The organism is Corynebacterium sp. HMSC066C02, assembly GCF_001814945.1.
Taxonomy (GTDB): domain Bacteria; phylum Actinomycetota; class Actinomycetes; order Mycobacteriales; family Mycobacteriaceae; genus Corynebacterium; species Corynebacterium aurimucosum.
The window spans coordinates 14,605-40,649 of record NZ_KV818441.1 but is presented as its reverse complement, the minus strand read 5'-3'; the positions used below and the strand labels follow the sequence as shown (position 1 = coordinate 40,649).

Genomic DNA, 26,045 nt, shown 5'->3' with positions numbered 1-26,045 from the left:
CAACCCCGCAACCGGAGGAAGAAAATTCCTGGTTAGAGGGGTAATCGGGCTGGTAGGAGAAAAGCCCCTCAGATGAGGGGCTTAACGAGACTGAATAAATACGCTCAGCAGAGTGCTTTATTTAGACCCGGTCGGGACGCAGGCCGCGCCGATGATGCCAAGCGCAGCCAGCAGGCCGAGACCACCGGCAGCGTACTGAGCTTCGCGCGGGATGTTGCGGGCCATCGACTCAATCTGCTTCCGGACCGGCTCGAAGCCCGGGATGTTGAACTGTGTATTGGCAAACCCAAGGAAGGCCAGCGGGATGGCAAGGGCTGCGGGGATGGCGAGACCGAGGGCAGTCGGCAGGCAGCGCTCGCCAGTAGAAGAACCGGTTCGGCTGGCGGGCTTGCTGTCTACCTTGATGGTTTCGGAAGTGCCATCGGTGTACTTCACAACGAGGTTGCCCGCAGCGTCAGTGGTCACGGACTCGATGCCACGGCCATCCTTGCCGTCTTGACCATCGGCGCCGTCCTTACCGTCTTTGCCGTCGCTACCCGGTGAGCCCTGGTCGCCCTTCGGTCCGACAAGGAGACCGAGATTATCGGTTGTGCCGTCGGTGTAGGCGACGATGACCTTGCCCCTGTCGTTGGTGGTCACGGACTCAATACCACGGCCGTCTTTGCCTGGCTTGCCGTCAGCGCCGTCTTCGCCGTCGGTACCATCCTTGCCATCGGCACCGACAACATTGCCGGCGTCTTCGGTGGTGCCGTCGGTGTAGGTGATGATGAGGTGGCCCTCGTCGTTGACGGTGACAGACTTGATGCTGCGAGACTCATCAGCCTGATCCTGGTCTTGAGCTGGATCCGGATTCTCAACAGAGCCGCAGCCCTCGAGCTCGTCCGCAGAGCGCTTCACCGTCGCAAGGTTGAAGCCCACCTTGACCGGGTCGTGGTCGGAGGAACGGTACGGGTTATTGGCCTCAAAGACATCGCCGCCGGTGTAGTTGCGGCGGGAGTACTCCATGGCAATCGGCTCGTCGGAGTTGATGTTCCACGTCTGCGCGGCCTGGGCGTCGACGTGCTCGTTGGCCAGGATGTGGTCCAGGGAGCCGAGGCGGCCGGAGAACTGGTAGGAGGCCACGTCCTGCCAGTCCTCTTGGGCGTTGAGCTCTTCTACCGGGATGGTGTAGCCGGCGTTGCGGAAGACGGAGATGGCGTCTTCCTTGGAGTAAGCGTTCAAGTCACCCATGACGAAGGTGGCCTTCTCCTGCCACTGCGGCTGCTTGGACAAACCATCGAGGACGGCCTGGGCGTGGGCGTTGCGCACGTTCGGGTTGTTGCCCTGACCGTCGCCGGTATCGGCGTCGCCATTGGCCACCGAGCCCTTGGACTTGAAATGATTGGTGACCACCACGAAGGAATCTGGCCCCTCAGCAGCGCACCTCTCGGAGACAGGCTGGAACTCCGCGGCGAGCGGGGTGCGGGCGGTGCCCTTGAAACGCTCATCCTCAAGCAAGGTGGCCTGACCCACCTGTTTCACGCGATCCTTCTTGTAGATGATCGCGGTGCGGATGACATCCGTATCGGCTGAGGCGTTCGCCGGGGCCTTGACGTAATCCCACTTCTCAGAACCCGCGCGGGAGTTGAGCTCACCCACGAGGTACTTCACGGCGTCATCGTAGGAGCCATCCACGGTGTTCGCGGCGTTCTCAATCTCAGACAGGCCAATGACATCGGCATCAAGGCCCTCCAGCGCGGAGAGGATCTTGCCCTTCTGGTCGTTGAATGCAGACTCGGACCACGCACCGCGGAAGGTGGGACTGTCGGAGCCGACGCCGTTGCCAAAGCGGTCCTTGTACGCCTTCGCGCCGTTGTCCTCACCTAGGTTGATGAAGAAGTTAAGCACGTTGAAGGCCGCCACAGTGTAATCACCAGCTACCTGCGGGGCCTCCGGACGTGCCGGATCCCACGTAATCGGCAGATCCGCGGTGGCGGAGTCACCGGTAATCAGAGACGTGGGTTGGAAGCGCCACTGGTTGTGGCCGTAGCCCAGGATAACGCCAGAGTCGGCAAACTCCACCTGGTTGGTGGTGCGGATGGTCTTCACATCCGAGCCGTTCTGCATGATGTACGGCAGCTTCGCCGACGCGCCATCGCGGGTGAAGTCACGGGTGGAGCCGTCATCCACGATGACGTACTTCGCCGCGTTAGCAGCCTCCATGTCCTTTTGCTCCTGGGTGCCAGGGGAGACAATATCGGTGGGCTGGCGCAGCGCCTCGGTGCCCGGTGCTAGACCGAGCTCGCCGTAGCGGTTGAGGCCGTAGTTATCGGTCACCGTGTGCACGCCTGGCTTGAGCAGCATGGACTCGAGCTTCTCTCGCTCCTCATCTCCCTCGGGTAGGGCGTCGATGGCGAGCGGGGTGGCGGGATCGAGTGCGGTGTCGAGGACGGAGCCCTGGGCCAGGGCGATTTGGGTCTGGCCGTAGTACTCATCAACGGTGCCGGTGACCTCGACGGATTCCCCAATCTTTGGGTAGAAGCCGGTGCCGCCGGTGTAGACGAAGACAGCCTCAGAGGCCTCTGCCGGTACGGTGTCGCCCGTGCCCGGGGTCTGGATGGTGAAGCCGTTGAGGGACTTCTCACCCTGCCACACGGCGGTGACAACACCCTGGGTGGTGACGTTCTGTCCCTTGAGCGGGGACTCCGCGCCGGTGCCCTGGATTTCCGGGATGGTGACGGATGCGCCCGGCTCGGCCGGTGTGGGGTCCTCCGGCGCGGTGGCGCCACCGCCAGCAGACTTCGGCGTCGGCGCTGTAGCGCTGAAGTCAGCAACGTTGTCGTCGGTGTCGGTGCCCTCGGCGTCGCGTTGCGCAGAGGTGGAGTTGTTCAAGGCCTGGGCAGGGGAGCCCTCGCTGAGCGACGCCTCCCCGTACCCCACGAGGTCTACCTCGGCCCCGGAGGCGTCGTAAAGCTTCACCGAGCCCTTGGAGCCGGACAGATTCAGGTTCCCCTCTGCATCAGGAGCAGGAAGCGGCTCACCGGTGCCGCCACCACCTTCCTGGATGAGGAAGTGGCCCGCGGCCGGGAGGGAACCGGACAGCTCGTGCTTTCCGCCAGAGTTGCCGGAGGCGGACAGGTACTCCACGGACCAGCCAGTGAGGTCGAGGTCAGCCGAGGTGGGGTTATAAAGCTCGATGAAATCGTGGTTAAGCGCGGCACCCTTGTTGCCGCCGCCACCGTAGACCTCAGAGATGACGGCGTTGGAGCCGTCCACCGCCGCGCTGGCCTGGGGGACAACAATGCAGGTAGAGACAAGGGCGGCGATGGCGAGTGAGCCAATGCGTTTGAAATGCATGAGAGGTTCCTTGGATAGGTGAGAAAAGGGCAGCGCATCTCGTTCTACCTGGGTTTCGGGGCACGTGATACCGGAGCGCAGAGGGCGAGCTGGGGGTTAAGGTGGGATTCCCCAAGAATTCTTCAACCGTTTGGTTTGAATTCATCACCCCCAAAGATTCCGAATCTTTCTTGCCGGCGGGATAGACTGGCGGGGCACCTATACTCACGCACAGTAAGGCAAAATTTTCATGGCTCGTGTAGTTGTCAATGTCATGCCCAAGGCCGAGATTTTGGACCCGCAAGGCCAGGCCGTCGTTCGCGCGCTGGGCCGCCTGGGGGTTGCTGGTGTCAGCGACGTGCGCCAGGGCAAGCGCTTTGAAATTGAAGTTGATGATTCGGTCAGCGCCGAGGAACTCGAGAAGGTGGCTTCCACCTTGCTGGCCAACACCGTGATCGAGGATTACGAGGTCATCCAGTAATGAAGATCGGCGTTATTACCTTCCCTGGCACGCTTGACGACGTCGACGCGGCCCGCGCCGCCCGCACCGCCGGCGCCGACGTCGTGTCCCTGTGGCATGCGGATGAAGACCTGCGAGGAGTGGACGCCGTCGTTGTTCCCGGTGGCTTTTCCTACGGTGACTACCTGCGCTCCGGCGCTATTTCGGCGCTGGCCCCGGTGATGCGCGCGGTGGTGGAAGCAGCGAATAAGGGCATGCCGGTGCTCGGCATCTGCAACGGTTTCCAGATTTTGACGGAGGCTGGCTTGCTGCCTGGCGCCCTGACTCGCAACCAGGGCCTGCACTTCCACTGCGTGGATACCTACCTCGAGGTGGAGAACGCACAGACCTCCTGGACCAGCGAGTTTGAGCAGGGGCAGCGAATCCTGATTCCGGCGAAGCACGGCGAGGGCCGCTTCCAGGCGGATGCGGAGACCGTGGAACGCTTGGAGGGCGAGGGCCGCGTGGTCTTCCGCTATACCGATAACTTCAACGGCTCCATCAACGGCATCGCCGGCATCACCAATGAGGCCGGCAACGTGGTGGGGCTGATGCCGCACCCAGAGCACGCCATCGATCTTCTCACCGGCCCGTCCACCGACGGTCTGGGTTTGTTTGTGTCCGCCCTCAAGGTCGTCGCTTAACCCGCGCCGACGGTTATAAGGAGAAACAATGACCGTACACAACGACACCGTCGAGCAAGCAGCCGCGCAGCCTGAGCTGGAGCAGCCCTACCGCGAATTGGGCCTGAAGGATGACGAATACGCGCACATCCGCGAGATCCTGGGTCGCCGCCCCACCGACGCCGAGCTGACCATGTACTCGGTGATGTGGTCGGAGCACTGTTCTTATAAGTCCTCCAAGGCGCACCTGCGCTACTTTGGCGAAACCATGACCGAGGAGATGGGCTCCAAGATCCTCGCTGGCATCGGTGAGAACGCCGGCGTGGTGGACATCGGAGACGGCAACGCCGTGACCTTCCGCGTGGAAAGCCACAACCACCCCTCCTACGTGGAGCCACACCAGGGCGCCGCGACGGGCGTGGGCGGCATCGTCCGCGACATCATGGCCATGGGCGCGCGCCCGATTGCCGTGATGGATCAGCTGCGTTTCGGCCCGGCGGATGCACCCGACACCAAGCGCGTTCTGCCGGGTGTCGTCGACGGCATTTCGCACTACGGTAACTGCTTGGGCTTGCCCAACATTGGCGGAGAAACCGTTTTTGATGAATCTTATGCCGGTAACCCGCTGGTCAACGCGCTATGCGTGGGCACGCTGAAGGTCGAGGACCTCAAGCTGGCCTTCGCTTCTGGTACCGGAAACAAGGTGATGCTCTTCGGCTCGCGCACCGGCCTCGACGGCATCGGCGGCGTGTCTGTGCTGGCGTCTGACACCTTCGAGGATGGCGCGGAGCGCAAGCTACCGGCCGTCCAGGTGGGTGACCCGTTCGCGGAGAAGGTTCTCATCGAGTGCTGCCTGGAGCTGTACAAGTCCGGCATCGTCGTTGGCATCCAGGATTTGGGCGGTGCGGGCTTGGCCTGTGCCACCTCCGAGCTGGCTGCGTCCGGCGACGGCGGCATGGAGATCAACCTGGACAACGTCCCGCTGCGCGCCAAGGATATGACCGCCGCAGAGATCCTCGCTTCCGAGTCCCAGGAGCGCATGTGCGCCGTGGTGACCCCGGAGAACGTGGAGAAGTTCAAGGAGATCTGCGCGCACTGGGACGTCACCTGCGCCGAGATCGGTGAGGTCACCACCGGCAAGCACCTCATCATTCGCCACCAGGGCGAGGTCGTCGTCGATGCCCCGGCACACACCATCGCCAACGAGGGGCCGGTGTACGACCGCCCCTACGCGCGCCCGGAGTGGCAGGATGCGCTGCAGGAATTCGAGGGCGTCGAGAAGCAGGACATCACTGTGGCGCTCAAGAAGCTCGTGGCCTCCCCGGCACTGTGTTCACGTGACTTCATCACTGAGCAGTATGACCGCTACGTGCGCGGCAACACCGTGCAGTCCCACCACGCGAACGCTGGTGTTCTGCGCATTGATGAGGAGACCGGCCGCGGTATCGCGGTGTCGGCTGACGCGTCTGGCCGCTACACCAAGCTGGACCCGAACATGGGCGCACGCCTGGCTCTGGCGGAGGCCTACCGCAACGTCGCCGTCACCGGCGCCCGCCCGGTCGCCATCACCAACTGCCTCAACTATGGCTCCCCGGAAAACCCGGACGTCATGTGGCAGTTCCGCGAGTCCGTGCACGGGCTTGCCGACGGCGCCGTGGAACTCGGAATCCCCGTCTCCGGTGGCAACGTCTCCTTCTACAACCAGACCGGCGAGGAGCCGATCTTGCCGACGCCCGTCGTGGGCGTCCTGGGTGTCATCGACGACGTCCACACGTCCATCGGCAACGAGCTTGGACGCGTAGAGGAGCCGGAGGTCCTTGTTCTGCTGGGTGAGACCAAGGATGAGTTCGGTGGTTCCATCTGGCAGCAGGTAAGCGCTCGTGAACAAGGTCACGAGTCAGAGAAGGGACTCAATGGCCTGCCGCCACAGGTGGACCTGGCCAACGAGCAGCGTCTCGCGGACTTCTTCGTGGGCAACGAAGGCCTGACCGCTGCACACGACATCTCCGAAGGTGGCCTCGCCGTCACCGCATTCGAGATGGCCAAGCGCAGCGGCGTGGGCCTGAGCCTGGATCTGTCTAAGGTCCACGAGGACGCCTTCGTGGCAGCCTTCTCTGAGTCCGCCTCCCGAGTGCTGGTAGCAACGACCGCTGACCGCGTCGACATGCTGCTGCAGCGCGCCGAGGAGTGCGGTGTTCCGGCCGTCGTCGTCGGCCAGACCACCGACAGCGGTGAGCTGGAGCTCGGCGGTGAAGCCATCGCCGTTTCTGAGCTACGCGAGGCTTGGGCAGCAACCCTGCCGGACCTCTTCGGCCACGCGGTGGGTGCCAACTCCGTCGTGGAGTAAAACGCGCAGTTCCGCTCAGCAGCGTTGACGCTGCATCAGCCCGGCTTCGGCCGGGCTTTTCCTTTTCCGAGTCATTTAAATTGTTTCTTCATCCCAGTTGCCATGAATACCGATACTGGCTTTTTCGACAAGAGGATTGGTGAGGAAGTGTCCATTTAACAAGGCCACTACTTTTTCAGGCCACGTGGTTCCAGGAGACACAGTCCGCAGTAAATGCGCCATGATTATCAAAGCGCCGAATAACTTCTCACTTTGATTCTCTGGAAGGATGTGTAGGTTTCCATTGTTCCGGATAACCTCAGTTGGAGCCGGAGCAAATGAACGATTCCACAGCCTTCCATGGTGGGCACATGTATTCCGAATGACAGTTAGCTGCTCGAGCCAACTCGCCAGCGGATGTTTCTTCGTAAGTCTTTGCTTCTGATTCCTATTCAAACTAGAGAAGTTGATCTTTATATTCAGCGCTTCCGAAATTGACCGTTGATCGTTGGATCCTAAGCCTGCATAGAGCTTTGAAATGTCCGAAAAATCGAGCACTTCAGCCACAACCCACATGGGATACTGTCCACCGTATTCATCAATGTAGTGCTTCACGGCGTCGCTCTTCTTCGCTCTCGCAAGCCGACCGTACGCTGTACTCAGCCACGACACGTGGTCAAAGTTTGGCCGAAAGTCGTCTGAACGGAGATAGAAAGTAGGATCATTGGGGTGTCGAGTACACAGTAGCTCGACGAGCTTGGTGCGCATCGCAACCTCGATTCGCTCCATACCATCATGAATCAGGGTACGGAGTTTCCGATCGGCTTCATATAAGGAGACGACGTCGGCAAAGTCAGTACCATCGACGAAGCTGCTAATTCGGCTAGTTCCGTCTTCAGTGAACTGTCTAGCCGGATACCAATAGGCAGAAAGCCGGTAGTAGCTGACGTGTGAAAACCATTGTTCAGCTAAAGCTCTGTCGATCTTCATGCCGCGGCTTTGCAGGCGAAGAATGTGTTCGCCAATGGTCGCTGCTGGCTTGAGCGTAGAAGACATGAAAAGCCAATCTAGAGGTGGGATGTGTTGCCACGATGACAGTGTTGGCGAGACTGCGCAAATAGAGATCCAGCCCGCTCCGTGTTTCCGAAGGGAACCGGGCGGGCTGAACTATTAACCAAAATTTTACCGCAGAATCTTGACATGCGTCAATCCCTTTTTTCGGGCAAACGTGAACCTTGAAGATCTAGTTGTTTAGCTGAGGGTTAGTGGAATCAAATCCTGCAGTGGGTATATTTCGTGGTCGTGGTGATGAAGGGGGCTTGCGTCTGCAGTGAAGCGACAACCAGTCAAAACTTAGGCGCCGATAGTGCGGGCGATGGTCTGGTCCCAACTCAGCTTCATCTGGTGGGAGAAGAGGTTGAAGGTGTGCGAACCCTGGGGGCTGAAGTAACGGTTCACTCGCACCCCGGCGTTGCGGGCGTTGCGGGTGAATTCCTCCGAGCACTGGTTGGCCACCATCTCTACCGCGCGGGGCCCGAGCCACTGGGCGGGGTTGTTGGTGCCATCGATGGGGCCCGGGGCGCCGGAGGCCGAGCCAACGAAGACCTCGACATCGCGCAGACGTCCGGGGTTGGCGTTGGGGTCGTGTTCGAACCACTGTGGGGAGCCTGGCAGGCCCCACGCGTTGAAGGAGGAGCCGCCGCCGTAGGCAATCATCGCGGTGGAGGTAGGGAAACCAATCGCACCGGAGCGTACTGGGCAGCCGGAGTAGGAGGCTGCGGCCTTGTAGCGCTGTGGGGCGTGACCGGCGATGTCGAGTGCGGCGCCGCCAGTAGAAGAAATGCCGCCGATGGCATCGCGGCCGGTGCCGTGGAATTCGGCGTCGATCAGCGGGGGCAACTCAGCGGTCATGTAGGTGTTCCACTTGTTGACGCCCAGGATCGGATCCTCGGCATTCCAATCGGTGTAGAGAGAGTAAGCGCCGCCAAGCGGCATCACCACGTTGACGTTCTTGCCCACGGCCCAGTGGCGGATATCGGAGTGTGTCATCCAGTTCATGCCGGCCTGGCCGCCCTCCACGCCGGGCAGCAGGTAGAAGGAGGGGCGCGGCTTATCGCCCTCGGGGAGCAGGACGTTATTAGAAATCACCGCATGATTGGCCGGGGACCAGACGTCCACCACCCAGTGGTTGCCGCCCATGTGACGCTTTGCGGTAATGAAGGCCTTGTCGCCGAGCCAGGGCTGCGGGTTGGTCACGCGCGAGGAAACCTCGCCGATGGTGCTGGACTGGGCGGAGGCGGAGCCGATGCTTGCCGACGCCGTCCCCAGTGCCACCATGGCAGCTGCGACCAGCGCCGCGGCGCGGCGAGAACGTGAGACAAAGGAAAGCATAATGTGGGTAGTTTACGGCGTCAGCGCCCTCGAACTGCAAATATCGGAAGAAAAACTGGAGGAAACTTTCGCTCCACCCTTGTCTGCTGCAATGCTCGGCCGTATAGTTACGGGTACGTAAGTTTTGGGGGTGAATGCGTTCTACGCATGACCCGCATTTCACATAAGGCAAGGGCCCTCACTATGAACGCACCTAGTGCTCACATATCTTCCCCGCAGGAATCGCCAGCTGCAGAAAGCTCTATGCGTGATCGCAGCACCATGGAGCAGCGCATTCAGCGCACCTACTGGATGGCGGACCGCGGCCCGCGCCCACTCACGCGTGGCTGGGGTCACCTCTTTGCTGCTCTTGCTTCCCTGATCGCATCGACAGTGTTGATTACCTTTGCGTGGATGACGCTGCCGTGGTGGCAGGGGTTAGCAGTAACGGTGTATGGCGTCGGCGTGGTTGGCCTCTTTACAGTCTCGGCGCTGTACCACCGCTGGCCATGGGTATCGATGCGTGCTGTGCAGTGGTGGCGGCGTGCTGATCACGCGACGATTTCGGTGTTCATCGCGTCGACCTACACGCCGCTGTGTGCCATCGTGCTGGAGCCCACGCAGGCGCTATGGATGCTGACTGCTGCGTGGGTGGGCGCCACCATGGGGGTTGTCTTGAACTTGGTGTGGATTAATCATCCGCGGTGGCTGGACGTGGTGGTCTATCTCGTGCTGGGTTGGCTCATCCTGCCTCTGTTGCCGAATCTGTGGCACTCCGCAGGGCCGGCCGTGGTGTGGCTGCTTTTTGCGGGTGGCGTGGTCTATTCAGTGGGGGCGCTGATGTACGGCTTCAAGTGGCCGGGTCGCAACGCACGTTGGTATGGCTACCACGAGCACTTTCACACCGCGACGATTGCCGCGGCGGTGGTGCACATGGTAGCCATCTGGATGGTTGTTGCGGGCTAGCTTTAAAGGATCTATTGAAAGCGTCTATTAGGCGTTGGTGAGGTCCTCTGCGAGGGGAAATTCGACAACTAGGCCTTGGCAGAGCACACGTGCGTTAGGGTTGCCATCCCAGGTGGGGTTGAAACCAACAGCGCGCAGCGCTTCGACGAGTTGCTCGCCAACGCTTGCTGGCGTGCTGAGCTCGTCATCGGTTTTCATGGTGCCGAAACCGAAGAAAAGTTCTCCGGTGTGAATCAGCCTGTCGATATCCTGCATATGGCAGTAAACATATCCTGCGGCATCGTCTTCTTCCGCTTGTTCGGCTCCGCACTCAGCGCCGTCGGAGGCGTCCCAGCCCTCGTCGAAGCTGAAAGCTAGGTTGTGCTGTCGCAGTTCATCCCGAAGGGCGTCGAGGCGCTGTGCATCAGCAGACTTTTCTGTAACTTTTTGAGCGTAATCGGCGGCAACTTCGTCGATGATGGCGTCGAAATCTTCTGGGAACGGGTCCTTGCGGGTGCGGGTCCACTCGGAAGGATCGTCGAGAAGCTCGATGAAGTCGTTGTGAATGTCCTGGCGTGAATGGCCGTGGCACAGATGCAGCGAGATGTCGTTGCGAAGGGTTCCGGAGACCAAGATGTCTTCGGAAGGCGGGAAGGAACTGGAGAACATGGAGTGTGGTGTGGTCATGCCTGTGGATGGTAGATGCGTGATGCTGACAGTCGTTGAAAGCAGGGAGGGCACCCCGCCAGGTGGCGGAGGTGCCCTCGAGATGCGTGGCGTGACTAGACGTGGAGCGGATCCACACCGGCCTCGGTGAGCATCGGGATGTTGTGCACCTCAGGCGGAACGCCGAAGGCATCCACGAGAACGACGGACCATGGTGCGAGCGAATCGACGAGGTCGTTGATAGCAGCGCGGGCGGCCTTCATGCGGCCGGCCGGAATCAGGTTGTGCTCCTGGTACCAGCCCGCGTGCTGAACCAAGGTGTCGAAGACGAAGAGGTGGCGCAGCTGCTCGAAGACCTGGCGTGCCAGCGAACCTTCCTCAAGGCGCTCTTCTGCCTCAATCATGGCCTGGACCAACAAGGTATCCACGCGGGCCCAGCCGGCGGCGATGAGGTGATCCTGGCACTGATCCACGATGGCGGCGGCCTGCACCTTATCGGCCTTGCGAGCCGGCTGGATGCGGCGCACGAGGGAGAAGAGGATGGACTGGGCGCGATCGTCGATCAGCTTGGCCTGGTAGGTGGCGTCGAAAAGCGAGGCCTCTGAAGGATTCACGCGGTCCACCAGGCCTTGCAGGCGAGTAGTGAACCCGTAGCGGCGGCGAACCACATCGGTGGCGGTGGTAGCCGCGTACTTCACGGTGTCCCACGGGCTCATGTCATTCATCGCGCGACCATAGGCGGTGAGCAGGTTCTTGCCCACCATCTGAATGAGCACAGTGTTATCGCCCTCGAAGGTAGCGAAGACATCGGAATCGGCGCGGTAGGTGGTCAGGCGGTTCTCGGACATGTAGCCGGCGCCACCGCAGGCCTCGCGGCACTCTTGGATAGTGCGGGTGGCGTGCTGGGTCTGCGCGGATTTGATGGCAGCTGCTAGGGATTCCATCTCACGGGAGGCAAACTTCTGCTCTTCGGTCGGCTCCGTCACAGACCAGGTGCCAGCCTCGTGCTGATCGTTTTGCTCCTGGTAGCGCTCCAGAATTTGGTTGTAGAGCAGGTGCAGCGCGTATGTACGGGCCAGCGGAATGAGCAGGCGGCGGCGGTGCTGGCGGTGCTCAATGAGGCGCTTCTCGGCGCCGGTCGCGCCCTCGAACTGACGACGGCGGTTGGCGTAGCGGATGGCGATGTCCAGGGAAGCCTCGGTGGCGGCGCCCGCTGCGCCGGATACGCCGATGCGGCCGCGGATGAGAGTGCCCAGCATGGTGAAGAAGCGAGCATTCTTGGACTCGATGGGGGAGGAGTACTTGCCCTTCTCGTCCACATCGGCGAAGCGGTTGAGTAGGTTCTCGCGCGGCACGCGGACGTTGTCGAAGCGCAAGGTGCCATTATCGACGCCTACCAAACCACCCTTGTGGCCATGATCGCCCAAGGTAACGCCTGGCAGCTCGTTGCCTTCTTCATCGCGGATGGGGACGATGATGGCGTGGACGCCGTGGGAGCGGCCGTCGCTATCTGGGGTGATGAGCTGGGTGAAGACGACTGCGGCGCGGCCATCCTTGGCGGCGTTACCGATGTAGTTCTTCACCGCGGAATCGGAGGGGGTGTTGATGATGAACTCATCGGTCTCCGGGTCGAAGGTGGCGGTGGTCTCGAGGGATTGCACATCGGAACCATGGCCGCGCTCAGTCATGGCGAAACAGCCCGGCAACTCCAGGCTGGCGGCCTTCTCAACCCACTTGAGGTGGCGCTCGGTGCCTAGCTGATCCAGCGCTCCACCCCACAGGCCCCACTGCACACCGGACTTAATCGCCAGCGAACCGTCGACCCACGCCAAGCCTTCGAGGGTGAAGGTGGAGAGATTTGGCTTTCCGGCACCGCCGTTGGCGCGGCGCAGGCCGTGGTTGAATCCGCCGAAGTCACAAACTTTGGAGAGGTTCTCAAAGGTGTGTTGGCGCTGCTCCGCCATGGGCAGATCCGGGTTCGGGAAGAGCGAAGGATCGTTGAGGAAGGTGCGCAGCTCCTGGCGGAAGGCGGCGTGGGGGCCGTCGAGAAGCGCGGCAAGTTCGGTGGCAACAGCAGGCTTCGGGGTGGTGGGCAGGCGGTGTGGGCTGCGGGCCTCGGCCTTGGGGGCGTCGGTGGAGGCTTGGTTGTTGAGCTCTGGGGAGACGGGTTTCTTGTCTGAAGAAGACTTGGTGAGTGCCATGATGGGGGTCCTTTCTGAGAGGGCGGTGCTTAACGCTCGACGATGGCTGCGACACCCTGGCCGCCGGCGGCGCAGATGGAAATGAGGGCGCGTCCGCCGCCGTTTTCCTCAAGAATCTTGGCCGTGGTGGCGAGGATGCGGGTGCCGGTAGCGGCGAAGGGGTGACCGGCTGCTAGAGAAGAGCCCTTGACATTGAGCTTGGCGCGGTCGATGGGGCCGAGTGCAGACTGCAGGCCGAGGCGCTCGCGACAGTAGGTCTCGTCCTCCCATGCAGACAGGGTGGCGAGTACCTGGGAGGCGAAGGCCTCGTGGATCTCGTAGAAATCGAAATCCTGCAGGCTTAGGTTGTTGCGCTCGAGCAGGCGCGGGACCGCGTAGGTGGGGGCCATGAGAAGGCCGTCTGGGCCGTGGACAAAGTCGACGGCCGCGGTCTCGGAGTCCACCAGGAAGGCGCGGGGTTCGATGTTGTGTTCGGCAGCCCACTCTTCAGAGCTGAGGAGGGCCACGGAGGCGCCGTCGGTCAGCGGCGTGGAGTTGCCTGCGGTCATGGTGGCCTGCGTGCCGTGCTGCTCGGCATCGCGTTTACCAAAGACTGGCTTCAGCTTGGCTAGGGACTCCAGGGAGGAGTCCGGGCGCAGGTTGGTATCGCGATTGACGCCGAGGAAGCCGGTGGTGAGGTCATTGAAGAAGCCCTCCTCCCAGGCCTTGTGGAGGTTCTGGTGGGAGGCGAGTGCCAGCTCGTCCTGGGCTTCGCGGCTGACGTTCATCTCGCGGGCGGTGATGGCGGCGTGGTCACCCATGGAGAGCCCAGTGCGGGGTTCGCCATTCTGCGGCTGCTCCGGAGCCAGCTGCGATGGGCGGATGGAGCCGACGAGCTGTGCGCGCTGTGCGGCGGTCTTGGCACGGGTGAGGTTGAGCAGTGTGCGTCGCAGCGTGTCATTGACAGCCAGCGGGGCGTCTGAGGTGGTGTCCGTTCCTCCTGCGATGCCGGCGGAGATGCGTCCTTGGGCGATGGCATCGCCGACGTGGATGGCTGCCGCAAGGGAAGTGCAGCAGGCCTGCTGCATATCGATAGCTGGCGTCGTGGAATCGAGGGCGGAGCCGAGTACGGATTCGCGGGTGAGGTTGAAATCGCGGGAGTGCTTGAGAACTGCGCCGGCTGCCACGAGGCCTAGGCGTTCATCGTGCAACCCGTAGCGTGCCACGAGGCCATCCAGCGCACTGGTAAGCATGTCCTGGTTGGACGCATGAGCGTACTGCTTATTGGAGCGAGCAAAGGGAATGCGGTTGCCACCCAGGATGGCTACGCGGTGCGGGGGGTTGGTCATTGAAAACTCCTTCGCGAGTGGTCTTGTGCGAATCGTCCCAGTGGGAGGGGGTAGCAACCCGACTGTTTATTTCGCGTCACAACTAAAGTGATATTGTTAGTTCTATCACTTAATTAACTAACCTTGCAACCGCTCGATCAAGGCTTGCAAGGTTGTGAAGAACCGAGAAAGGAACAGGCCAGCCTATGCCGCACGTCACATTTGCTGAGAAGCTCATCAACTCACCGCTCGCCGCCAAAGCAGGAGTACCGCAGGGGTACCCCCTGCGCCGCCACAAGGTAGGGGAACCGGCGCTCGATGGTCCCATTGTCATCGGCGGTCAGGGGCGCATCGCAGACTTCTTGCGCTCCCAGCTAGCCGTGGACTACCAGGTCATCAACTCTTCGGCAGAGGCGAAGCGCGCTGCCCTCGTTTTTGACGCCACCGGCCTAGACACCCCTGAACAGCTGCGTGAGCTTTATGACTTCTTCAACCCCCAGATGCGCAACCTCCTGCCATGCGCGCGCTTGGTAGTTGTCGGTACCACCCCGGAGGCGGCAGATACCATCGACGCCCGCATTAGCGCACGCGCCCTCGAAGGCTTTACCCGTTCTTTGGCTAAGGAGATGCGCAAGGGCGGCACTGTGAACCTGGTGTGGGTAGACCCCGCGGCCACCTCAGAGGTGGAGTCCACGGTCCGCTTCTTTCTTTCCGGAAAGTCGGCTTTCGTGGATGGGCAGGTTGTGCGCGTCAGCGCCCAGGGACAGGTTCCTTCCGGACATAGCAGTGGGACACAGAACTGGGAGCAGCCACTCGATGGGCGGCTTGCAGTGGTGACCGGTGCCGCCCGCGGTATCGGCGCCACCATCGCGGAAGTGCTGGCGCGCGACGGTGCCAGCGTTATCTGTATCGACGTCCCACAGGCCAGCGAGCACCTGGCAAAGACCGCGAACAAGGTCAAAGGCACCGCGCTGCCTCTCGACGTCACTGACCCTCAGGCCGCGGACAAGATTGCCCAGCACGCCCAGGAGCGCCATGGCCGAGCTATTGACGTCATCGTTCACAACGCCGGCATTACCCGTGACAAGCTTATGGCCAATATGAATGAAGGCCAGTGGGATGCTGTCCTGGCCGTTAACCTTCTGGCGCCGGTGCGTATCACCGAAAACCTTCTGGAGTCTGGATCCCTCGCACCGGGTGCGGCCGTGGTCGGTGTGTCCTCCATGGCCGGCATCTCCGGTAACCGCGGCCAAACGAACTACGCCACCACCAAGGCCGGCATTATCGGGCTGGTCGACGCCCTGCGTCCCGTCCTCGCCGAGAATGGTTCCACCATCAATGCCGTGGCGCCGGGCTTCATTGAGACCGCCATGACCGCCGCGATGCCGACCGGCCCGCGCGAGATCGGCCGCCGTTTGAACTCACTGCAGCAGGGCGGCTTGCCTGTTGACGTCGCCGAGACCGTCGCTTTCTTCGCCTCGCCGGCCTCCGCGGCGGTAAGCGGCAACACCGTCCGCGTCTGCGGCCAGAACCTCATGGGAGCCTAAATGAACGTCACCACACTCAACGAGATTCCAGATCTTCCTGCGCTCTACCGCAGCCTGATGGTAGGTGCAGTGCCCATCCCCGGGCTGGGGGCAGGCAAGCGCAAGGTCGACGACCCACAGACTGCTTACCGGGTCGCGGGAGTGCGCGTAGACACCGAGCACCTCGCGCGCTACTGCCAAGCCACGGGCCTGCGTCTGGGCAACGAGCTGCCCGCTACTTATCTCTACGCGCTGGCCTTCCCCCTCGCCATCAAGGTGATGGCCGCCCAGGACTTTCCTTTCCTCGCTGTGGGCGTGGTGCACCTGTCCAACCGCATTGAACAGATCCGCCCGCTGCGCGTCGACGAGAGCTGCGACATCACCGTGCATGCGGAAAACTTGCGACCGCACCGCAAGGGGCTGGTCATTGATATGGTGACCACCTACAGCGTGGAGGGGGAGGAGATCTGGCGCCAGACATCGGTCTTTCTAGGCCAAGGCGCGAAATTCACCAAGGACACCCCGCGGCAAGTGAAAACGCGCCCGGAGGCCGAGCGTTTCCTCGACTTCCCCGGCGATGAGGTGAGAACCCCCACGGCAACGCTGCGCTTTAGTGCCGAGAGCACTCGCGTCTATGCGGCGGCATCTGGCGATAAGAACCCCATTCACGTTTCCGCTGTGGGCGCCAAGCTCTTCGGCTTCCCCGCGCCCATCGCGCATGGCATGTACACGCACGCCCGTATGCTGTCGGTGCTCGACGGCACCCTTCCGGGTGCTGTTCGCATCAGCGCGGATTTCTACAAGCCCGTCATTCTTCCAGCGAGCACGGGAGTGTTTGTGGCTCCGAGCGTCGCCACAAACAGTGAGATCGGAGCCCGCACCGTTGCGTTGCGTAAGGCCAAGGACCCAAGCTCCCTCCACGTGGCGTGCCGGGTTGAGCCAGTGGACTAGCCCCTCGGCACTAGCGCCAAGCAGCTGTGGGGTGGTGGGTGAGCCTCAGGCTAATCTACGTGCTGGTGCTGTGGTGCCACCACCAGCGGCTTCGGGGAGTACTTGCCGCGCAGGCCACGAAGAATGCCGGCGTGCTCCCACAAGCGCTTATCCTCTTCGGTGCGTGGAGTGAACTGGCGGGCAGCTAGCGGCTGCCAGTCGGCGTCCATCGCCATGTAGGAGACGGTGGCGTGGATGGCGGTTTCCAGTTGCTCGCGGCCACCGCGCGGGTTGCCCGAGCGCACGTGGACCGACATCTGCATCGAGCGGGTATCCGTGCGCATCATGCGGGCATCCACTTCGATGAGGTCTCCAATGTGAATGGGCCGGTAGAAGCGAATACCACCGGCATAGACCGCGACGGTGTGCTCACCCGACCATTCCATAGTGCAGGCAGCGCCGGCCTCATCAATCCATTCCATGGCCGTTCCACCGTGGACGTTGCCGCCCCAATTGACATCGGTGGGCTTAGCCAAGAAGCGGTTGACCATTCGGGGTGCATCGGAAGGGCCATCATAAGTCTGCTTTTCCATTTCCGCTTCGATGGCCTGGCGCAGCTCGATGCGGGATTCTGCAGCCTCCCACACACGCTGGTGCTCAGTGGTGTCCGGAATCAGCGGCGGAACAGCCACCGACTTTCCGGTCTCGGTATCTTTGGCCACGAAGATGACGAGGCAGTCGCAGGCGCGGGTAAAAATGCCATCGCGAGGGTCAGCGGAGAGCACCTCGTTGACGATGTGCATGGAGGATCGCCCAGTCATCGCGATTCGTGAGCGCACCTCCACCAAGTGGCCCGAAGGGATTGGGCGAGTGAAGTGAATATGGCCCACGTAGGCTGTCACGCAGTAGGTGCCCGACCACTGGACCGCGCACGCATAGGCGGCCTTATCGATCCACTCTAGAACGCGGCCGCCGCCGATGCCTTGGGCGCCGGCGATAGTGAGATCTGTCGGGGCGGCCATAAACCGCAGCGTGATGGAGGGAGACTTGCCGGTTGGGACAGGCTTCTTTTCTTCCGAGGAGCTTGGTGGCATGGTTGGTGACATGGATAACAAAGTATCAGGGAGCGTGCTGACCGTATGAAAAAGGCTGTTGATGCCGCCACCACCCGCGCTGCTGTCGAAGCGGTGGAGGAGTGGATCCGTGACCCTGAAGGGGTGGAAAAACCAGGTCGCCCGGCCCTTGCGAAAGCCACTCGGACCACAGCTCGCCTGTTGGAGGCGGACGCGCCGGGTCACTCCGTGGAATTGCGGGTCCCCCCATTCGTGGCAGTGCAGTGTATCGCCGGGCCTCGGCACACCCGGGGTACTCCTCCGAATGTGGTGGAGACGGATCCCCAGACGTGGTTGCAGCTGGCCACGGGCGTCCTGGACTGGGAGCAGGCGCTTCACGACGGCCGCGTGGACGCCTCCGGCTCCCGTTCTCACGAGATCGCTGGCTGCCTGCCCGTGATTCCGTTAGTTTTCACTGGCCGGAACGGCTAGGATTAGCGCCGTGGTAGCTGAACACGTCCAGAGCATGACTAAGCCCCTGTCTACGGATCCCAGCCTGGATCCGGAGCCCCGCGAAGAATGCGGAGTCTTCGGTGTTTGGGCACCAGGAGAAGAGGTTTCCAAGTTAACCTACTTCGGACTTTTCGCCCTCCAGCACCGCGGTCAAGAGGCCGCCGGCATCGCGGTCGGGGATGATGACCGCATTGTTGTCTTCAAAGACATGGGCCTAGTCTCCAATGTCTTCGATGAATCCATCCTCACCTCACTGCACGGAAACGTGGCCGTCGGCCACACGCGTTATTCCACTGCGGGTGGCAAGGAATGGTCGAATGTACAGCCGATGTTTGGGACGTCGCCCAGCGGCGTCGACATCGCGCTTGGTCACAACGGAAACTTGGTGAACTACCAGGAGCTGCGCACCAAGGCTGTGGAACGCGGGCTCATCAAACCGCAGGAAGAGTCCGTTTCGGACTCCATGTGTCTGTCCATCTTGTTGGCTGATGGCGTGAGCGAAGACAGTAGCGTGTTCGATTCCGCTTTGCAGCTCTTGCCCACCGTGAAAGGAGCGTACTGCCTGACCTTTACGGACGGGCACACCCTCTACGCCGCCCGCGACCCGCATGGCGTGCGCCCGCTTGCCCTCGGTCGGCTCAACACGGGCTGGGTGGTAGCCAGTGAGACCTGTGCGCTCGATATCGTCGGCGCGCAATTTATTCGGGAGATCGAACCGGGCGAACTCGTTGCTATCGATGAGACGGGCATTCGCTCCGAGCGCTTTGCAGAAACTAAGCGCCACGGCTGCGTCTTCGAATATGTCTACCTGGCGCGGCCGGATACCAATATCAAGGGCCGTTCGGTCAACGCTACGCGCGTGGAAATTGGGCGTCGTCTAGCGCGCCAGTACCCAGCACCCGATGCGGACATGGTGATCCCCGTTCCTGAGTCCGGCAACCCGGCCGCCGTGGGATATGCCCGCGAATCCGGGCTGACCTTTGCGCATGGCTTGGTGAAGAACTCCTATGTGGGGCGCACCTTCATCCAGCCCACACAGACCCAGCGACAGATGGGCATTCGCCTCAAGCTCAATCCGCTGCGGGAGGTCATCGAAGGCAAGTCCATCGTGGTGGTGGATGATTCGATCGTGCGTGGTAACACGCAGCGCGCACTAATCCGGATGCTGCGGGAAGCCGGCGCTGCCGAAGTCCACGTGCGCATTGCCGCCCCGCCGGTGAAATGGCCATGCTTCTACGGCATCGACTTTGCCTCGCCAGGCGAGCTTATTGCCAATGCCAACCCCTCCGATGATCCGGAAGAAGTAGCACAGACCATCTGCACCGCGATCGGTGCGGATTCGCTGGGCTTCGTCTCCACCGATGAGATGGTGGCGGCTACCCAACAGCCACGCAACGAACTGTGCTGCGCATGCTTCGATGGGAAGTACCCACTCGGACTGCCCGCCGGAAACCCGAATGCTGAGGCCGTGCGCACCCTGCAGGGCTCGACGACAAACTAAGGAATAAGGACTAAGTCATTCATGAGCGAGAACACGTATGCTGCCGCCGGCGTCAACATTGAGGAAGGCGACCGCGCAGTAGAGCTAATTACCCCCCACGCCAAGCGTGCCACCCGCCCCGAGGTGATGGGTGGGCTCGGCGGATTCGCCGGCCTGTTCAAGCTGGGGGACTACAAGGAGCCGGTCCTCGCAGCTGGCTCTGATGGCGTGGGTACCAAGCTGGCCGTGGCCCAGGCCATGGATAAGCACGACACCATCGGCATCGACCTCGTCGCCATGTGCGTGGATGACCTCGTCGTGTGCGGAGCCGAGCCGCTTTTCCTGCAGGACTACATCGCGGTGGGCGAGGTTGTTCCGGAAAAGGTAGCGGAGATTGTGAAGGGCATTGCTGAGGGCTGCGTCCAGGCTGGTGCTGCCCTCCTCGGCGGTGAGACCGCGGAGCACCCAGGCGTCATGGGCAAGGATGAATACGACGTCTCCGCCACCGCCGTTGGCGTGGTGGAGGCCGATGAGCTCCTCGGCCCAGACAAGGTACGTGACGGCGACGTCCTGATCGCTATGAAGTCCTCTGGTTTGCACTCCAACGGCTACTCCTTGGCGCGCTACGTCCTCCTGGAGCAGGCCGGTTTGCCGCTTGACGGCTATATGGAAGACCTGGGCCGTACTCTCGGTGAGGAACTACTGGAGCCTACCCGTATCTACGCCAAGGACTGCCTGGCCCTGGTCTCTGAGTGCGCGGTGTCCACCTTCTGCCACGTCACCGGCGGTGGCCTCGCTGGCAACCTGGAGCGCGTCATCCCGGAGGGCCTGACCGCTGAGGTGAGCCGCTCGACGTGGACTCCGGGCCAGATCTTCAAGACCATTTCCTCGGTGGGCAAGGTGGCGCTCGAAGAGATGGAGAAGACCTTCAACATGGGCGTCGGCATGATCGCCGTCGTTGCGCCGGAGGATCGCGAGCGCGCACTGGCCATGATGACTGCCCGCCACGTTGAAGCATGGGAGCTGGGCACCGTCCGCGTTGCCGAAGAAGGCGAGCCGCGCGTTCTGATGACGGGCGAGCACCCAGGGTTCTAGGTCCTAGGAAAGGAACCTGGGAAAGGAACAGGGCCGGCAGTTTCCTCCTCTTATTGAGGGAAGCCTTGCCGGCCCTTCGCTTACGTGCTGTGCACGGTGGGGAAGTGATCCAAGCGCTTAGCGCGCGTCGGAATCATCCTCATCCCACTCGTCCGAGTTCCAGCGATCCGCATAGTCTTCGTAATCCGCGTACTCCGAGTACGGGTCCTCGTCCTCATCGCGGGAGCGCTTGGAGTTCTGTGAGGCGAGTTCACGCTGGAGCGAATCCAGGTCCATCTCGGGCGAATTGTACTTCAGCTGGCGTGCAACTTTGGTCTGCTTTGCCTTTGCGCGTCCGCGTCCCATGTGCATGACCCCCTTGAGGTGTGTAGGGCGGTCCAGGGATTCTTGGCCGCCCCATCGTCTTAGTCAGATATGTGTATGTTCCTGTAAGACACCATAGCCTGTGTGACGAAAAAATTCCGAACTACCCCCCAGCGTCGCGTCGAAAAGGGCTCTAGCCCGCGGAGAAGAGGCGAATGTGTAATTCGCCACTACTTTCCGCGTAGGCGGTCCACAGCGGCGCGCCCGGCCTTGGGGCCCTCATCGGTGGGGATGGACTCTGGTTCAACCGAAGCTGCCACAGAGCCAATGTTCAGATCCCCGTTGTTGAGAGCGCTGCGCTTAATCAGACCAAGTGCGATGGGGCCATAATCGCAGTCCTCCACCACGGTGCCGAGCCGGCCAACGCGCCGTCCCCCGAGCGTAATGTCGGCGCCGCTATCGGGGCGCTCTGGAGCGGACCCGTCGAGGTAAAGCATCACCAGCAAACGGGGAGAGCGGCCGAGGTTCTCTACGCGCGCTACTGTCTCCTGTCCGCGGTAGCAACCTTTTTCTAGATGAACGAATGCGGGCACATCGTCGTTGCGCCGGATCCATTGTGGAACCTCATGGGCGATGGTTTTCTCATCGAGGTCAGCAGCCCGTTCGGGCTCACGTGCGCGCACTCGCTCTGCGGTATATGCCATGAGACCCGCTAAGCTTCCGCCCTGCTTCTCCAGCTCTGTTACGGCAGCATCGAGCCGCTGGCGCGGCACGAGGAAATCCTGGCGTGGACAGCCCGGCCACTGCACAGAACGCTCGACCAAGGCCGCCGAGGGCTGCTGCAGCGACTGCCCCAGAACCGTGATGACCGCCGCGTCTGCTTCCTCCACGGTGACCTGGGACCAGAACACCATGGCGGTAAGGAAATCTCGCAAAGACTCGAACTGTGCTGTGGGCACGTCGAGGTAAAAGGTGTCCCCGTCGAAGGACAGATCCATGTGGTGTAGGACGTGGCCCTGAATGTTGAGGTCAAGAGCGCCTGCGGAAAAGCCGCTGTCTACATCGTCGAGCTTCTGGCTCAGCAGGTTATGCAGGAAGGCACGGGCATCGGGGCCAGACACCGCGATGACGCGGCGATGGGAGCGGTCGATGATGGCGGAACCTGTCTCTACCGCGCGCTGCTCCACAAGGGGGTTTCCATAGTGCCAGGGGACCCCGGAGACATCGACAAGCGTGCTGCCCTGGAACTCAGTAGCTCCGGGCCGGGAAAGAAGTGGCGAAGAGTAACTCACGCCCTCCGATGGTAGGGCATAATCGGGTCTATGAGCCTTCAGCGCAGGAAAGAGCCGGTCATCTACGTTGTGGAACCGTTTGGAGGGTCGGTGCGGCGTCATATGCCGAACCTTCCGTTGGTCTATTGGGATGATGCCGCGGTGACGCGCGGCGACGGGATCTTCGAGTCCCTCCTCGTCCGTAATGGCAAGGCCGCTAATTTTCACCGCCACGCGGAGCGCTTCCGGCATTCCGCCCGCGCGCTCGATCTGCCGGAGCCGCCGATGCACAAGTGGCAAGAAGCCACTGAGCTGGCCATCGCGGACTTCTATGGCCCCGCCGGCGCGGATGGAGAGGAGGGCTCGTCGCTAGAAGCCAAGTGCACGTGGACTTATACCCGGGGCCGCGCCTCCACCGGTGTGCCCACGGCCTGGGTGGTGGTTCAGGAGGTTTCAGACGCGGTTGTGGCACAGCGCGCTACCGGCGTCAAGGTGATGAGCACCCCGCGCCTGTGGCAAGTAGCGGAGGAGCTACCTGCGAAAACGCTGAATTATGCGGCCACAATGGCTACGCTGCGCCTGGCACGCGAGCGTGGGTTTGATGATGTGATCTTTACTGATCCCGATACGGGACTGGTGCTGGAAGGCGCCACCTCTACCGTGGTGGCGGTCAAGGGGGCGAAGCTGCGCACGCCTGCGGGTAAGGGTATTTTGCCCGGCACGACGCAAGCGGCGCTCTTCGAATACGCCTCCGATCAGGGCTATCGCTGCAAGGCGAAGGAGCTTGACCTGCGCTACCTCGAGGAAGCCGACTCGGTGTGGCTTGTGTCTTCAGTGCGCACGGCGGTGCGCGTGACGCGCCTCGATGGCAAGAAGCTCAAGGCGCCGGCGAACGCGGAGGAAATACGCGCGCTGATCGACGCCGCCCTGGCGCGCTAGACTCCCTCGTACTGCGAGCTAGCGTTAGCTAGCTCAGCTAGCTCGCCTGCTGATTAGCCTGCCACGCGGGTGAGCTCGGCGGACATGAAGGGGCGCATTTCGCCGTCGACAAGCCGCTCATCTACCCAGCCCAGGTTGTTGTTCGGCATGAGGCCATACATACGCTTGCCGGGGCCGAGGTTGGTAGGCCCAGTTTCCGTGACCATGGTGGACGCAGATTCCAGCTGCCAGGCGCGCTCGTTGAACAGCGAGCCGTAGAAGATCTCGTTGATGCCATTGGAGGAGGTGTAGGTCATCTCAATCTCGTCCTTGAGGGAGATGCGCCAGAATCCGGACTCGCGGACATCTGGGCCCACCGGTTTGCCCTCGGAATCGATCTTCCAGGTGCGGGAGGTGTAGGTCAGGTAGTTCTCACCGTCGTGGGCGATGATGAGCTGCTGGCCAAAGGCGTACTGTTCGCCGTCGGTGCTGTGAGCCTGGCCTTCGCCCTGCCAGACACCGACGAGGGGGAGAAGCCCCAGGAGGCCATCGTGCAGTGACGGGCCTTGGCGTAGGTTCGCCGTCTCATCCGGCAGGGGGTTATCAGCCACATCAACGGTAGGAATGTTGCGGGAGGCAGCATCCTTCCACGCTTCAGCAGCTTGGTTAACGGCTGCGTTGCCGTCGATCTTGGTGTTCTCCGGGTGGGTATTTTCCGTCTGGTTTTCACTATTAGTCTGTTCGCTCATGCTGCCCCAGCGTAGTCGTGGTGGCATCACGGTAACCACTAGGCTCCAGTAGTCTTGGGAGTCATGCGCGTTTTGCTGATCTCAAACCCGAACTCCACGAGTCAGAATTCGGCCCTTTTCCGTGAGGTTCTGCCCGTTATTCGGGACGTGGAGGGGCTGCAGCTGCTGGCCCGCTTCACGCACTACCCGGGGCACGCGCAGGATATGGTGCGCGGCATGACGCGGGAAGACTTCGATGTCATCTTGGTCTTCGGCGGCGATGGCACGGTGAATGAGGTTGTAAACGGGCTGCTGGGTCCTGCAGATTCCGCAGAGCGCCCCAGCCCCCAGGAGATTCCAGCACTCGCAGTGATCCCCACTGGTTCTGCCAATGTCTTCGTTCGCGCCCTTGGTTTCCCTAATACCCCGGTCGAGGCAGCGCACGTGTTGGCTCGGATGCTGGAGCGCAATACGCGTCGCACCGTCTCCTTAGGTGTGTGGAATGACAGATGGTTCGCGGTCAATGCTGGTTTCGGGTTGGACGCCGACGTGCTGGCTCGCGTGGACCGTGCTCGGGAGTTGGGCTTTGCAGCTACCCCGTTGCGCTATTTGGCCGTGACCTTTCAGGCTTATCAGCGCGCCCGCATCCGCCCACCGCGCATTAGCGTGCGTGCGCGCTCGAGTTCGGGAGAAACCTTCGCGGCTGATGACGTACCCGTCATGTTCACCTCCAACACCAACCCGTGGACTTTCCTCGGCCCACTGCCCGTGGTGACCAATCCGCGCAACTCCTTCGACCAAGGACTTGGCCTATTCGGGGTGTCAGACCTTGGCGGTATTGATGGTCTCGTCGGTGTGCTCCACCTCTTCGGCGTGGATCACCGCCACTGGCTGAATAAAGTTACGGATGCCCGTACGCTGCACTTCGAGGATGCCGTCGAGGTGGATCTGGTGTGCCCGAAACCACACCGTTTTCAGGCGGATGGGGAGTCGGAAGGCACTTTCACAGAAGTGCACCTGGAATCGGAAGCGGACGCATTGGAGGTATTCGCTCCCATCGACCCGACCCCGCCCACGCACCGCAGCATCCGCAGGATCCTGCGGGACCTCATTCGAATCAACTAGTTCTGGCGCCAGCTCGGCGGAGTCGTTGGTGCGCTACCCACTTGGTTGGCCGTGTCTTGTGCCTTCTGCGCTGCATCCTCGACGGCCTTTTCTTCTGAGCCGTCGATCTCCAGCGGTGAGAGCTGCGCGGTCTTCAACGTGATGTTGCGGCGCTGCACCTCGAAGGTGATGGAGCCGCCGTGCAGCTTCACGGAGGTGGCCTGGGCAGGCAACGGTAGTTGACGAGTATCCAAGACCAGCCCGAACGCTTTCTTGAGGCGTTCATCATCGGTCCCGTAGACGCTCATGCGAAACTCCGGACCGACGAGGCGCAGCGTTACCGTCGCCGTGGACTTAGTGGTGTCTCCTGGCAGCGTGCCGGTGAGCTCCGCTTCGGCAGACGGGCCACCAGTGGGGGACATGTCATCTGGGTTGGCGATGGATAGGTCCGTAATGCCCAGCAGGCGGCCGAGGGCTACTCCGTCGATGCTAATGCTGCGCGTGTAGGTGGAGACCGGAGCACCTTCCAGGTCCCCGCTGAAGAGTTGTTCGGGGCGAATGGTGATATCGCGCAGCGTCGTGGAAGCGTTGACCATCCCGAGCTTGGGTACCTCCACGTCGGAGGAGTTGACCTCGAGGTAAGGAACCTCTTTGGTCAGCGCGCCGAGGGTAAAAGGAACGCCGCCGATGTACACATTGGGGCTGCTTTCCAGCTGGGAACTGGCTTTCGCCTTCTGTGCCACGGTGTGCTCGGCATGCATCGCCACCGCGGAATCCGCCAGCCATGCGGTCAGGACCACGCCCGCGACGGCGGCGAGTCGGACGACGGGGCGGCTGAGATAGATGACGGTCACCCTTCTATTACTACCGCAC

General features: G+C 61.9%; 22 protein-coding genes. 11 read left to right on the top strand and 11 right to left on the bottom strand.

From position 1 onward, the window contains the following. Positions 1 to 117: 117 nt before the first annotated feature. On the bottom strand, positions 118 to 3,336 hold the full coding sequence (locus tag HMPREF2996_RS03270; RefSeq protein WP_246822981.1) for an ExeM/NucH family extracellular endonuclease: 3,219 nt from the start codon (positions 3,334 to 3,336) through the stop codon (positions 118 to 120). A 229-nt stretch (positions 3,337 to 3,565) separates the two neighbouring features. Here HMPREF2996_RS03270 and purS point away from each other — a divergent pair, with 229 nt between their 5' ends. From purS to purL, 3 genes are read left to right on the top strand one after another with little or no spacing between them, the layout of a single operon-like run. Further along, positions 3,566 to 3,796 (top strand): phosphoribosylformylglycinamidine synthase subunit PurS, encoded by a 231-nt coding sequence (gene purS / locus HMPREF2996_RS03265; protein ID WP_039676532.1) that lies wholly within the window; start codon positions 3,566 to 3,568, stop codon positions 3,794 to 3,796. After that, the gene (gene purQ / locus HMPREF2996_RS03260; RefSeq protein ID WP_070645623.1) at positions 3,796 to 4,458 is read left to right on the top strand and encodes a phosphoribosylformylglycinamidine synthase subunit PurQ; all 663 of its coding nucleotides are present in this window, start codon (positions 3,796 to 3,798) and stop codon (positions 4,456 to 4,458) included. The genes purS and purQ overlap by 1 nt, the downstream gene beginning before the upstream one ends. A 28-nt stretch (positions 4,459 to 4,486) precedes the next feature. Further along, entirely contained in the window at positions 4,487 to 6,784 is a 2,298-nt protein-coding gene (gene purL / locus HMPREF2996_RS03255) for a phosphoribosylformylglycinamidine synthase subunit PurL (protein ID WP_070730095.1), read from the top strand. A 75-nt stretch (positions 6,785 to 6,859) separates the two neighbouring features. On the opposite strand, the gene HMPREF2996_RS03250 is transcribed toward purL, so the two are convergent. Together HMPREF2996_RS03250 and HMPREF2996_RS03245 are read right to left on the bottom strand one after the other, a co-directional pair. Continuing rightward, a complete protein-coding gene (locus tag HMPREF2996_RS03250; RefSeq protein WP_070645627.1) occupies positions 6,860 to 7,819 on the bottom strand; it encodes an Abi family protein in 960 nt (319 codons plus the stop codon). Between the two features lie 297 nt (positions 7,820 to 8,116). Continuing rightward, positions 8,117 to 9,154, bottom strand: a complete 1,038-nt coding sequence (locus tag HMPREF2996_RS03245) for an alpha/beta hydrolase (RefSeq protein WP_070730093.1) — start codon at positions 9,152 to 9,154, stop codon at positions 8,117 to 8,119. Between the two features lie 243 nt (positions 9,155 to 9,397). On the opposite strand from HMPREF2996_RS03245, the gene HMPREF2996_RS03240 reads away from it, so the two are divergent. Further along, entirely contained in the window at positions 9,398 to 10,099 is a 702-nt protein-coding gene (locus tag HMPREF2996_RS03240) for a PAQR family membrane homeostasis protein TrhA (protein WP_070730090.1), read from the top strand. A gap of 27 nt (positions 10,100 to 10,126) precedes the next feature. On the opposite strand, the gene HMPREF2996_RS03235 is transcribed toward HMPREF2996_RS03240, so the two are convergent. From HMPREF2996_RS03235 to HMPREF2996_RS03225, 3 genes are all read right to left on the bottom strand, one after another. Then, the gene (locus tag HMPREF2996_RS03235; protein WP_070730089.1) at positions 10,127 to 10,765 is read right to left on the bottom strand and encodes a DUF6891 domain-containing protein; all 639 of its coding nucleotides are present in this window, start codon (positions 10,763 to 10,765) and stop codon (positions 10,127 to 10,129) included. Between the two features lie 95 nt (positions 10,766 to 10,860). After that, the gene (locus HMPREF2996_RS03230; protein ID WP_070730087.1) at positions 10,861 to 12,945 is read right to left on the bottom strand and encodes an acyl-CoA dehydrogenase family protein; all 2,085 of its coding nucleotides are present in this window, start codon (positions 12,943 to 12,945) and stop codon (positions 10,861 to 10,863) included. 29 nt (positions 12,946 to 12,974) lie between these two features. Further along, entirely contained in the window at positions 12,975 to 14,273 is a 1,299-nt protein-coding gene (locus tag HMPREF2996_RS03225) for an acetyl-CoA C-acetyltransferase (protein WP_070710528.1), read from the bottom strand. Between the two features lie 185 nt (positions 14,274 to 14,458). On the opposite strand from HMPREF2996_RS03225, the gene HMPREF2996_RS03220 reads away from it, so the two are divergent. Further along, positions 14,459 to 15,799: a 3-oxoacyl-ACP reductase gene (locus HMPREF2996_RS03220; RefSeq protein WP_070443906.1), complete on the top strand. Its 1,341-nt coding sequence runs from the start codon at positions 14,459 to 14,461 to the stop codon at positions 15,797 to 15,799. Next, positions 15,800 to 16,729 (top strand): MaoC/PaaZ C-terminal domain-containing protein, encoded by a 930-nt coding sequence (locus HMPREF2996_RS03215; RefSeq protein WP_070730085.1) that lies wholly within the window; start codon positions 15,800 to 15,802, stop codon positions 16,727 to 16,729. A gap of 50 nt (positions 16,730 to 16,779) precedes the next feature. Here HMPREF2996_RS03215 and HMPREF2996_RS03210 read toward each other — a convergent pair whose 3' ends face one another. Next, a complete protein-coding gene (locus HMPREF2996_RS03210) occupies positions 16,780 to 17,814 on the bottom strand; it encodes an acyl-CoA thioesterase (RefSeq protein ID WP_070443900.1) in 1,035 nt (344 codons plus the stop codon). Between the two features lie 33 nt (positions 17,815 to 17,847). Between HMPREF2996_RS03210 and HMPREF2996_RS03205 the strand changes: the two genes are divergently transcribed. Genes HMPREF2996_RS03205 through purM form a run of 3 tightly spaced genes read left to right on the top strand, consistent with a single transcriptional unit; the run spans position 17,848 to position 20,848 of the window. After that, complete coding sequence (locus HMPREF2996_RS03205; protein ID WP_070443897.1) at positions 17,848 to 18,252, top strand: sterol carrier family protein; 405 nt, start codon at positions 17,848 to 17,850, stop codon at positions 18,250 to 18,252. 34 nt (positions 18,253 to 18,286) lie between these two features. Then, complete coding sequence (purF, locus tag HMPREF2996_RS03200; RefSeq protein WP_210398892.1) at positions 18,287 to 19,774, top strand: amidophosphoribosyltransferase; 1,488 nt, start codon at positions 18,287 to 18,289, stop codon at positions 19,772 to 19,774. A gap of 21 nt (positions 19,775 to 19,795) precedes the next feature. After that, the gene (gene purM, locus HMPREF2996_RS03195; protein WP_010188991.1) at positions 19,796 to 20,848 is read left to right on the top strand and encodes a phosphoribosylformylglycinamidine cyclo-ligase; all 1,053 of its coding nucleotides are present in this window, start codon (positions 19,796 to 19,798) and stop codon (positions 20,846 to 20,848) included. Between the two features lie 117 nt (positions 20,849 to 20,965). Here purM and HMPREF2996_RS03190 read toward each other — a convergent pair whose 3' ends face one another. Continuing rightward, positions 20,966 to 21,193 (bottom strand): DUF3073 domain-containing protein, encoded by a 228-nt coding sequence (locus HMPREF2996_RS03190; RefSeq protein ID WP_201829151.1) that lies wholly within the window; start codon positions 21,191 to 21,193, stop codon positions 20,966 to 20,968. Between the two features lie 188 nt (positions 21,194 to 21,381). After that, a complete protein-coding gene (locus HMPREF2996_RS03185) occupies positions 21,382 to 22,443 on the bottom strand; it encodes a CAF17-like 4Fe-4S cluster assembly/insertion protein YgfZ (RefSeq protein ID WP_070645645.1) in 1,062 nt (353 codons plus the stop codon). A 30-nt stretch (positions 22,444 to 22,473) separates the two neighbouring features. On the opposite strand from HMPREF2996_RS03185, the gene HMPREF2996_RS03180 reads away from it, so the two are divergent. Continuing rightward, entirely contained in the window at positions 22,474 to 23,361 is an 888-nt protein-coding gene (locus tag HMPREF2996_RS03180; RefSeq protein ID WP_070443885.1) for an aminodeoxychorismate lyase, read from the top strand. Positions 23,362 to 23,414: 53 nt separating this feature from the next. Here the strand turns inward: HMPREF2996_RS03180 and HMPREF2996_RS03175 are convergent, their stop codons facing one another. Further along, positions 23,415 to 24,089, bottom strand: coding sequence for a heme-binding beta-barrel domain-containing protein (locus tag HMPREF2996_RS03175; RefSeq protein WP_010189008.1), 675 nt, complete (start codon positions 24,087 to 24,089; stop codon positions 23,415 to 23,417). Positions 24,090 to 24,152: 63 nt separating this feature from the next. Between HMPREF2996_RS03175 and HMPREF2996_RS03170 the strand changes: the two genes are divergently transcribed. Next, a complete protein-coding gene (locus HMPREF2996_RS03170; protein ID WP_070710529.1) occupies positions 24,153 to 25,193 on the top strand; it encodes a diacylglycerol/lipid kinase family protein in 1,041 nt (346 codons plus the stop codon). On the opposite strand, the gene HMPREF2996_RS03165 is transcribed toward HMPREF2996_RS03170, so the two are convergent. Beyond that, a complete protein-coding gene (locus HMPREF2996_RS03165) occupies positions 25,190 to 26,026 on the bottom strand; it encodes an LmeA family phospholipid-binding protein (RefSeq protein ID WP_070730081.1) in 837 nt (278 codons plus the stop codon). The two genes, HMPREF2996_RS03170 and HMPREF2996_RS03165, sit on opposite strands and share 4 nt — an antisense overlap. Between the last annotated feature and the right edge of the window lie 19 nt (positions 26,027 to 26,045).

What these genes read in the sequence shown, in the direction of transcription:
- HMPREF2996_RS03175 (WP_010189008.1), bottom strand. Translation starts at nt 24,089, where the DNA reads ATGAGCGAACAGACTAATAGTGAAAACCAGACGGAAAATACCCACCCG.
- HMPREF2996_RS03210 (WP_070443900.1), bottom strand. Translation starts at nt 17,814, where the DNA reads ATGTCACCAACCATGCCACCAAGCTCCTCGGAAGAAAAGAAGCCTGTC.
- purQ (WP_070645623.1), top strand. Translation starts at nt 3,796, where the DNA reads ATGAAGATCGGCGTTATTACCTTCCCTGGCACGCTTGACGACGTCGAC.
- HMPREF2996_RS03215 (WP_070730085.1), top strand. Translation starts at nt 15,800, where the DNA reads ATGAACGTCACCACACTCAACGAGATTCCAGATCTTCCTGCGCTCTAC.
- purS (WP_039676532.1), top strand. Translation starts at nt 3,566, where the DNA reads ATGGCTCGTGTAGTTGTCAATGTCATGCCCAAGGCCGAGATTTTGGAC.
- HMPREF2996_RS03270 (WP_246822981.1), bottom strand. Translation starts at nt 3,336, where the DNA reads ATGCATTTCAAACGCATTGGCTCACTCGCCATCGCCGCCCTTGTCTCT.
- HMPREF2996_RS03230 (WP_070730087.1), bottom strand. Translation starts at nt 12,945, where the DNA reads ATGGCACTCACCAAGTCTTCTTCAGACAAGAAACCCGTCTCCCCAGAG.
- HMPREF2996_RS03250 (WP_070645627.1), bottom strand. Translation starts at nt 7,819, where the DNA reads ATGTCTTCTACGCTCAAGCCAGCAGCGACCATTGGCGAACACATTCTT.
- HMPREF2996_RS03225 (WP_070710528.1), bottom strand. Translation starts at nt 14,273, where the DNA reads ATGACCAACCCCCCGCACCGCGTAGCCATCCTGGGTGGCAACCGCATT.
- HMPREF2996_RS03235 (WP_070730089.1), bottom strand. Translation starts at nt 10,765, where the DNA reads ATGACCACACCACACTCCATGTTCTCCAGTTCCTTCCCGCCTTCCGAA.
- purM (WP_010188991.1), top strand. Translation starts at nt 19,796, where the DNA reads ATGAGCGAGAACACGTATGCTGCCGCCGGCGTCAACATTGAGGAAGGC.
- HMPREF2996_RS03220 (WP_070443906.1), top strand. Translation starts at nt 14,459, where the DNA reads ATGCCGCACGTCACATTTGCTGAGAAGCTCATCAACTCACCGCTCGCC.
- HMPREF2996_RS03180 (WP_070443885.1), top strand. Translation starts at nt 22,474, where the DNA reads ATGAGCCTTCAGCGCAGGAAAGAGCCGGTCATCTACGTTGTGGAACCG.
- purF (WP_210398892.1), top strand. Translation starts at nt 18,287, where the DNA reads ATGACTAAGCCCCTGTCTACGGATCCCAGCCTGGATCCGGAGCCCCGC.
- HMPREF2996_RS03170 (WP_070710529.1), top strand. Translation starts at nt 24,153, where the DNA reads ATGCGCGTTTTGCTGATCTCAAACCCGAACTCCACGAGTCAGAATTCG.
- HMPREF2996_RS03245 (WP_070730093.1), bottom strand. Translation starts at nt 9,154, where the DNA reads ATGCTTTCCTTTGTCTCACGTTCTCGCCGCGCCGCGGCGCTGGTCGCA.
- HMPREF2996_RS03205 (WP_070443897.1), top strand. Translation starts at nt 17,848, where the DNA reads ATGAAAAAGGCTGTTGATGCCGCCACCACCCGCGCTGCTGTCGAAGCG.
- HMPREF2996_RS03190 (WP_201829151.1), bottom strand. Translation starts at nt 21,193, where the DNA reads ATGGGACGCGGACGCGCAAAGGCAAAGCAGACCAAAGTTGCACGCCAG.
- HMPREF2996_RS03240 (WP_070730090.1), top strand. Translation starts at nt 9,398, where the DNA reads ATGCGTGATCGCAGCACCATGGAGCAGCGCATTCAGCGCACCTACTGG.
- purL (WP_070730095.1), top strand. Translation starts at nt 4,487, where the DNA reads ATGACCGTACACAACGACACCGTCGAGCAAGCAGCCGCGCAGCCTGAG.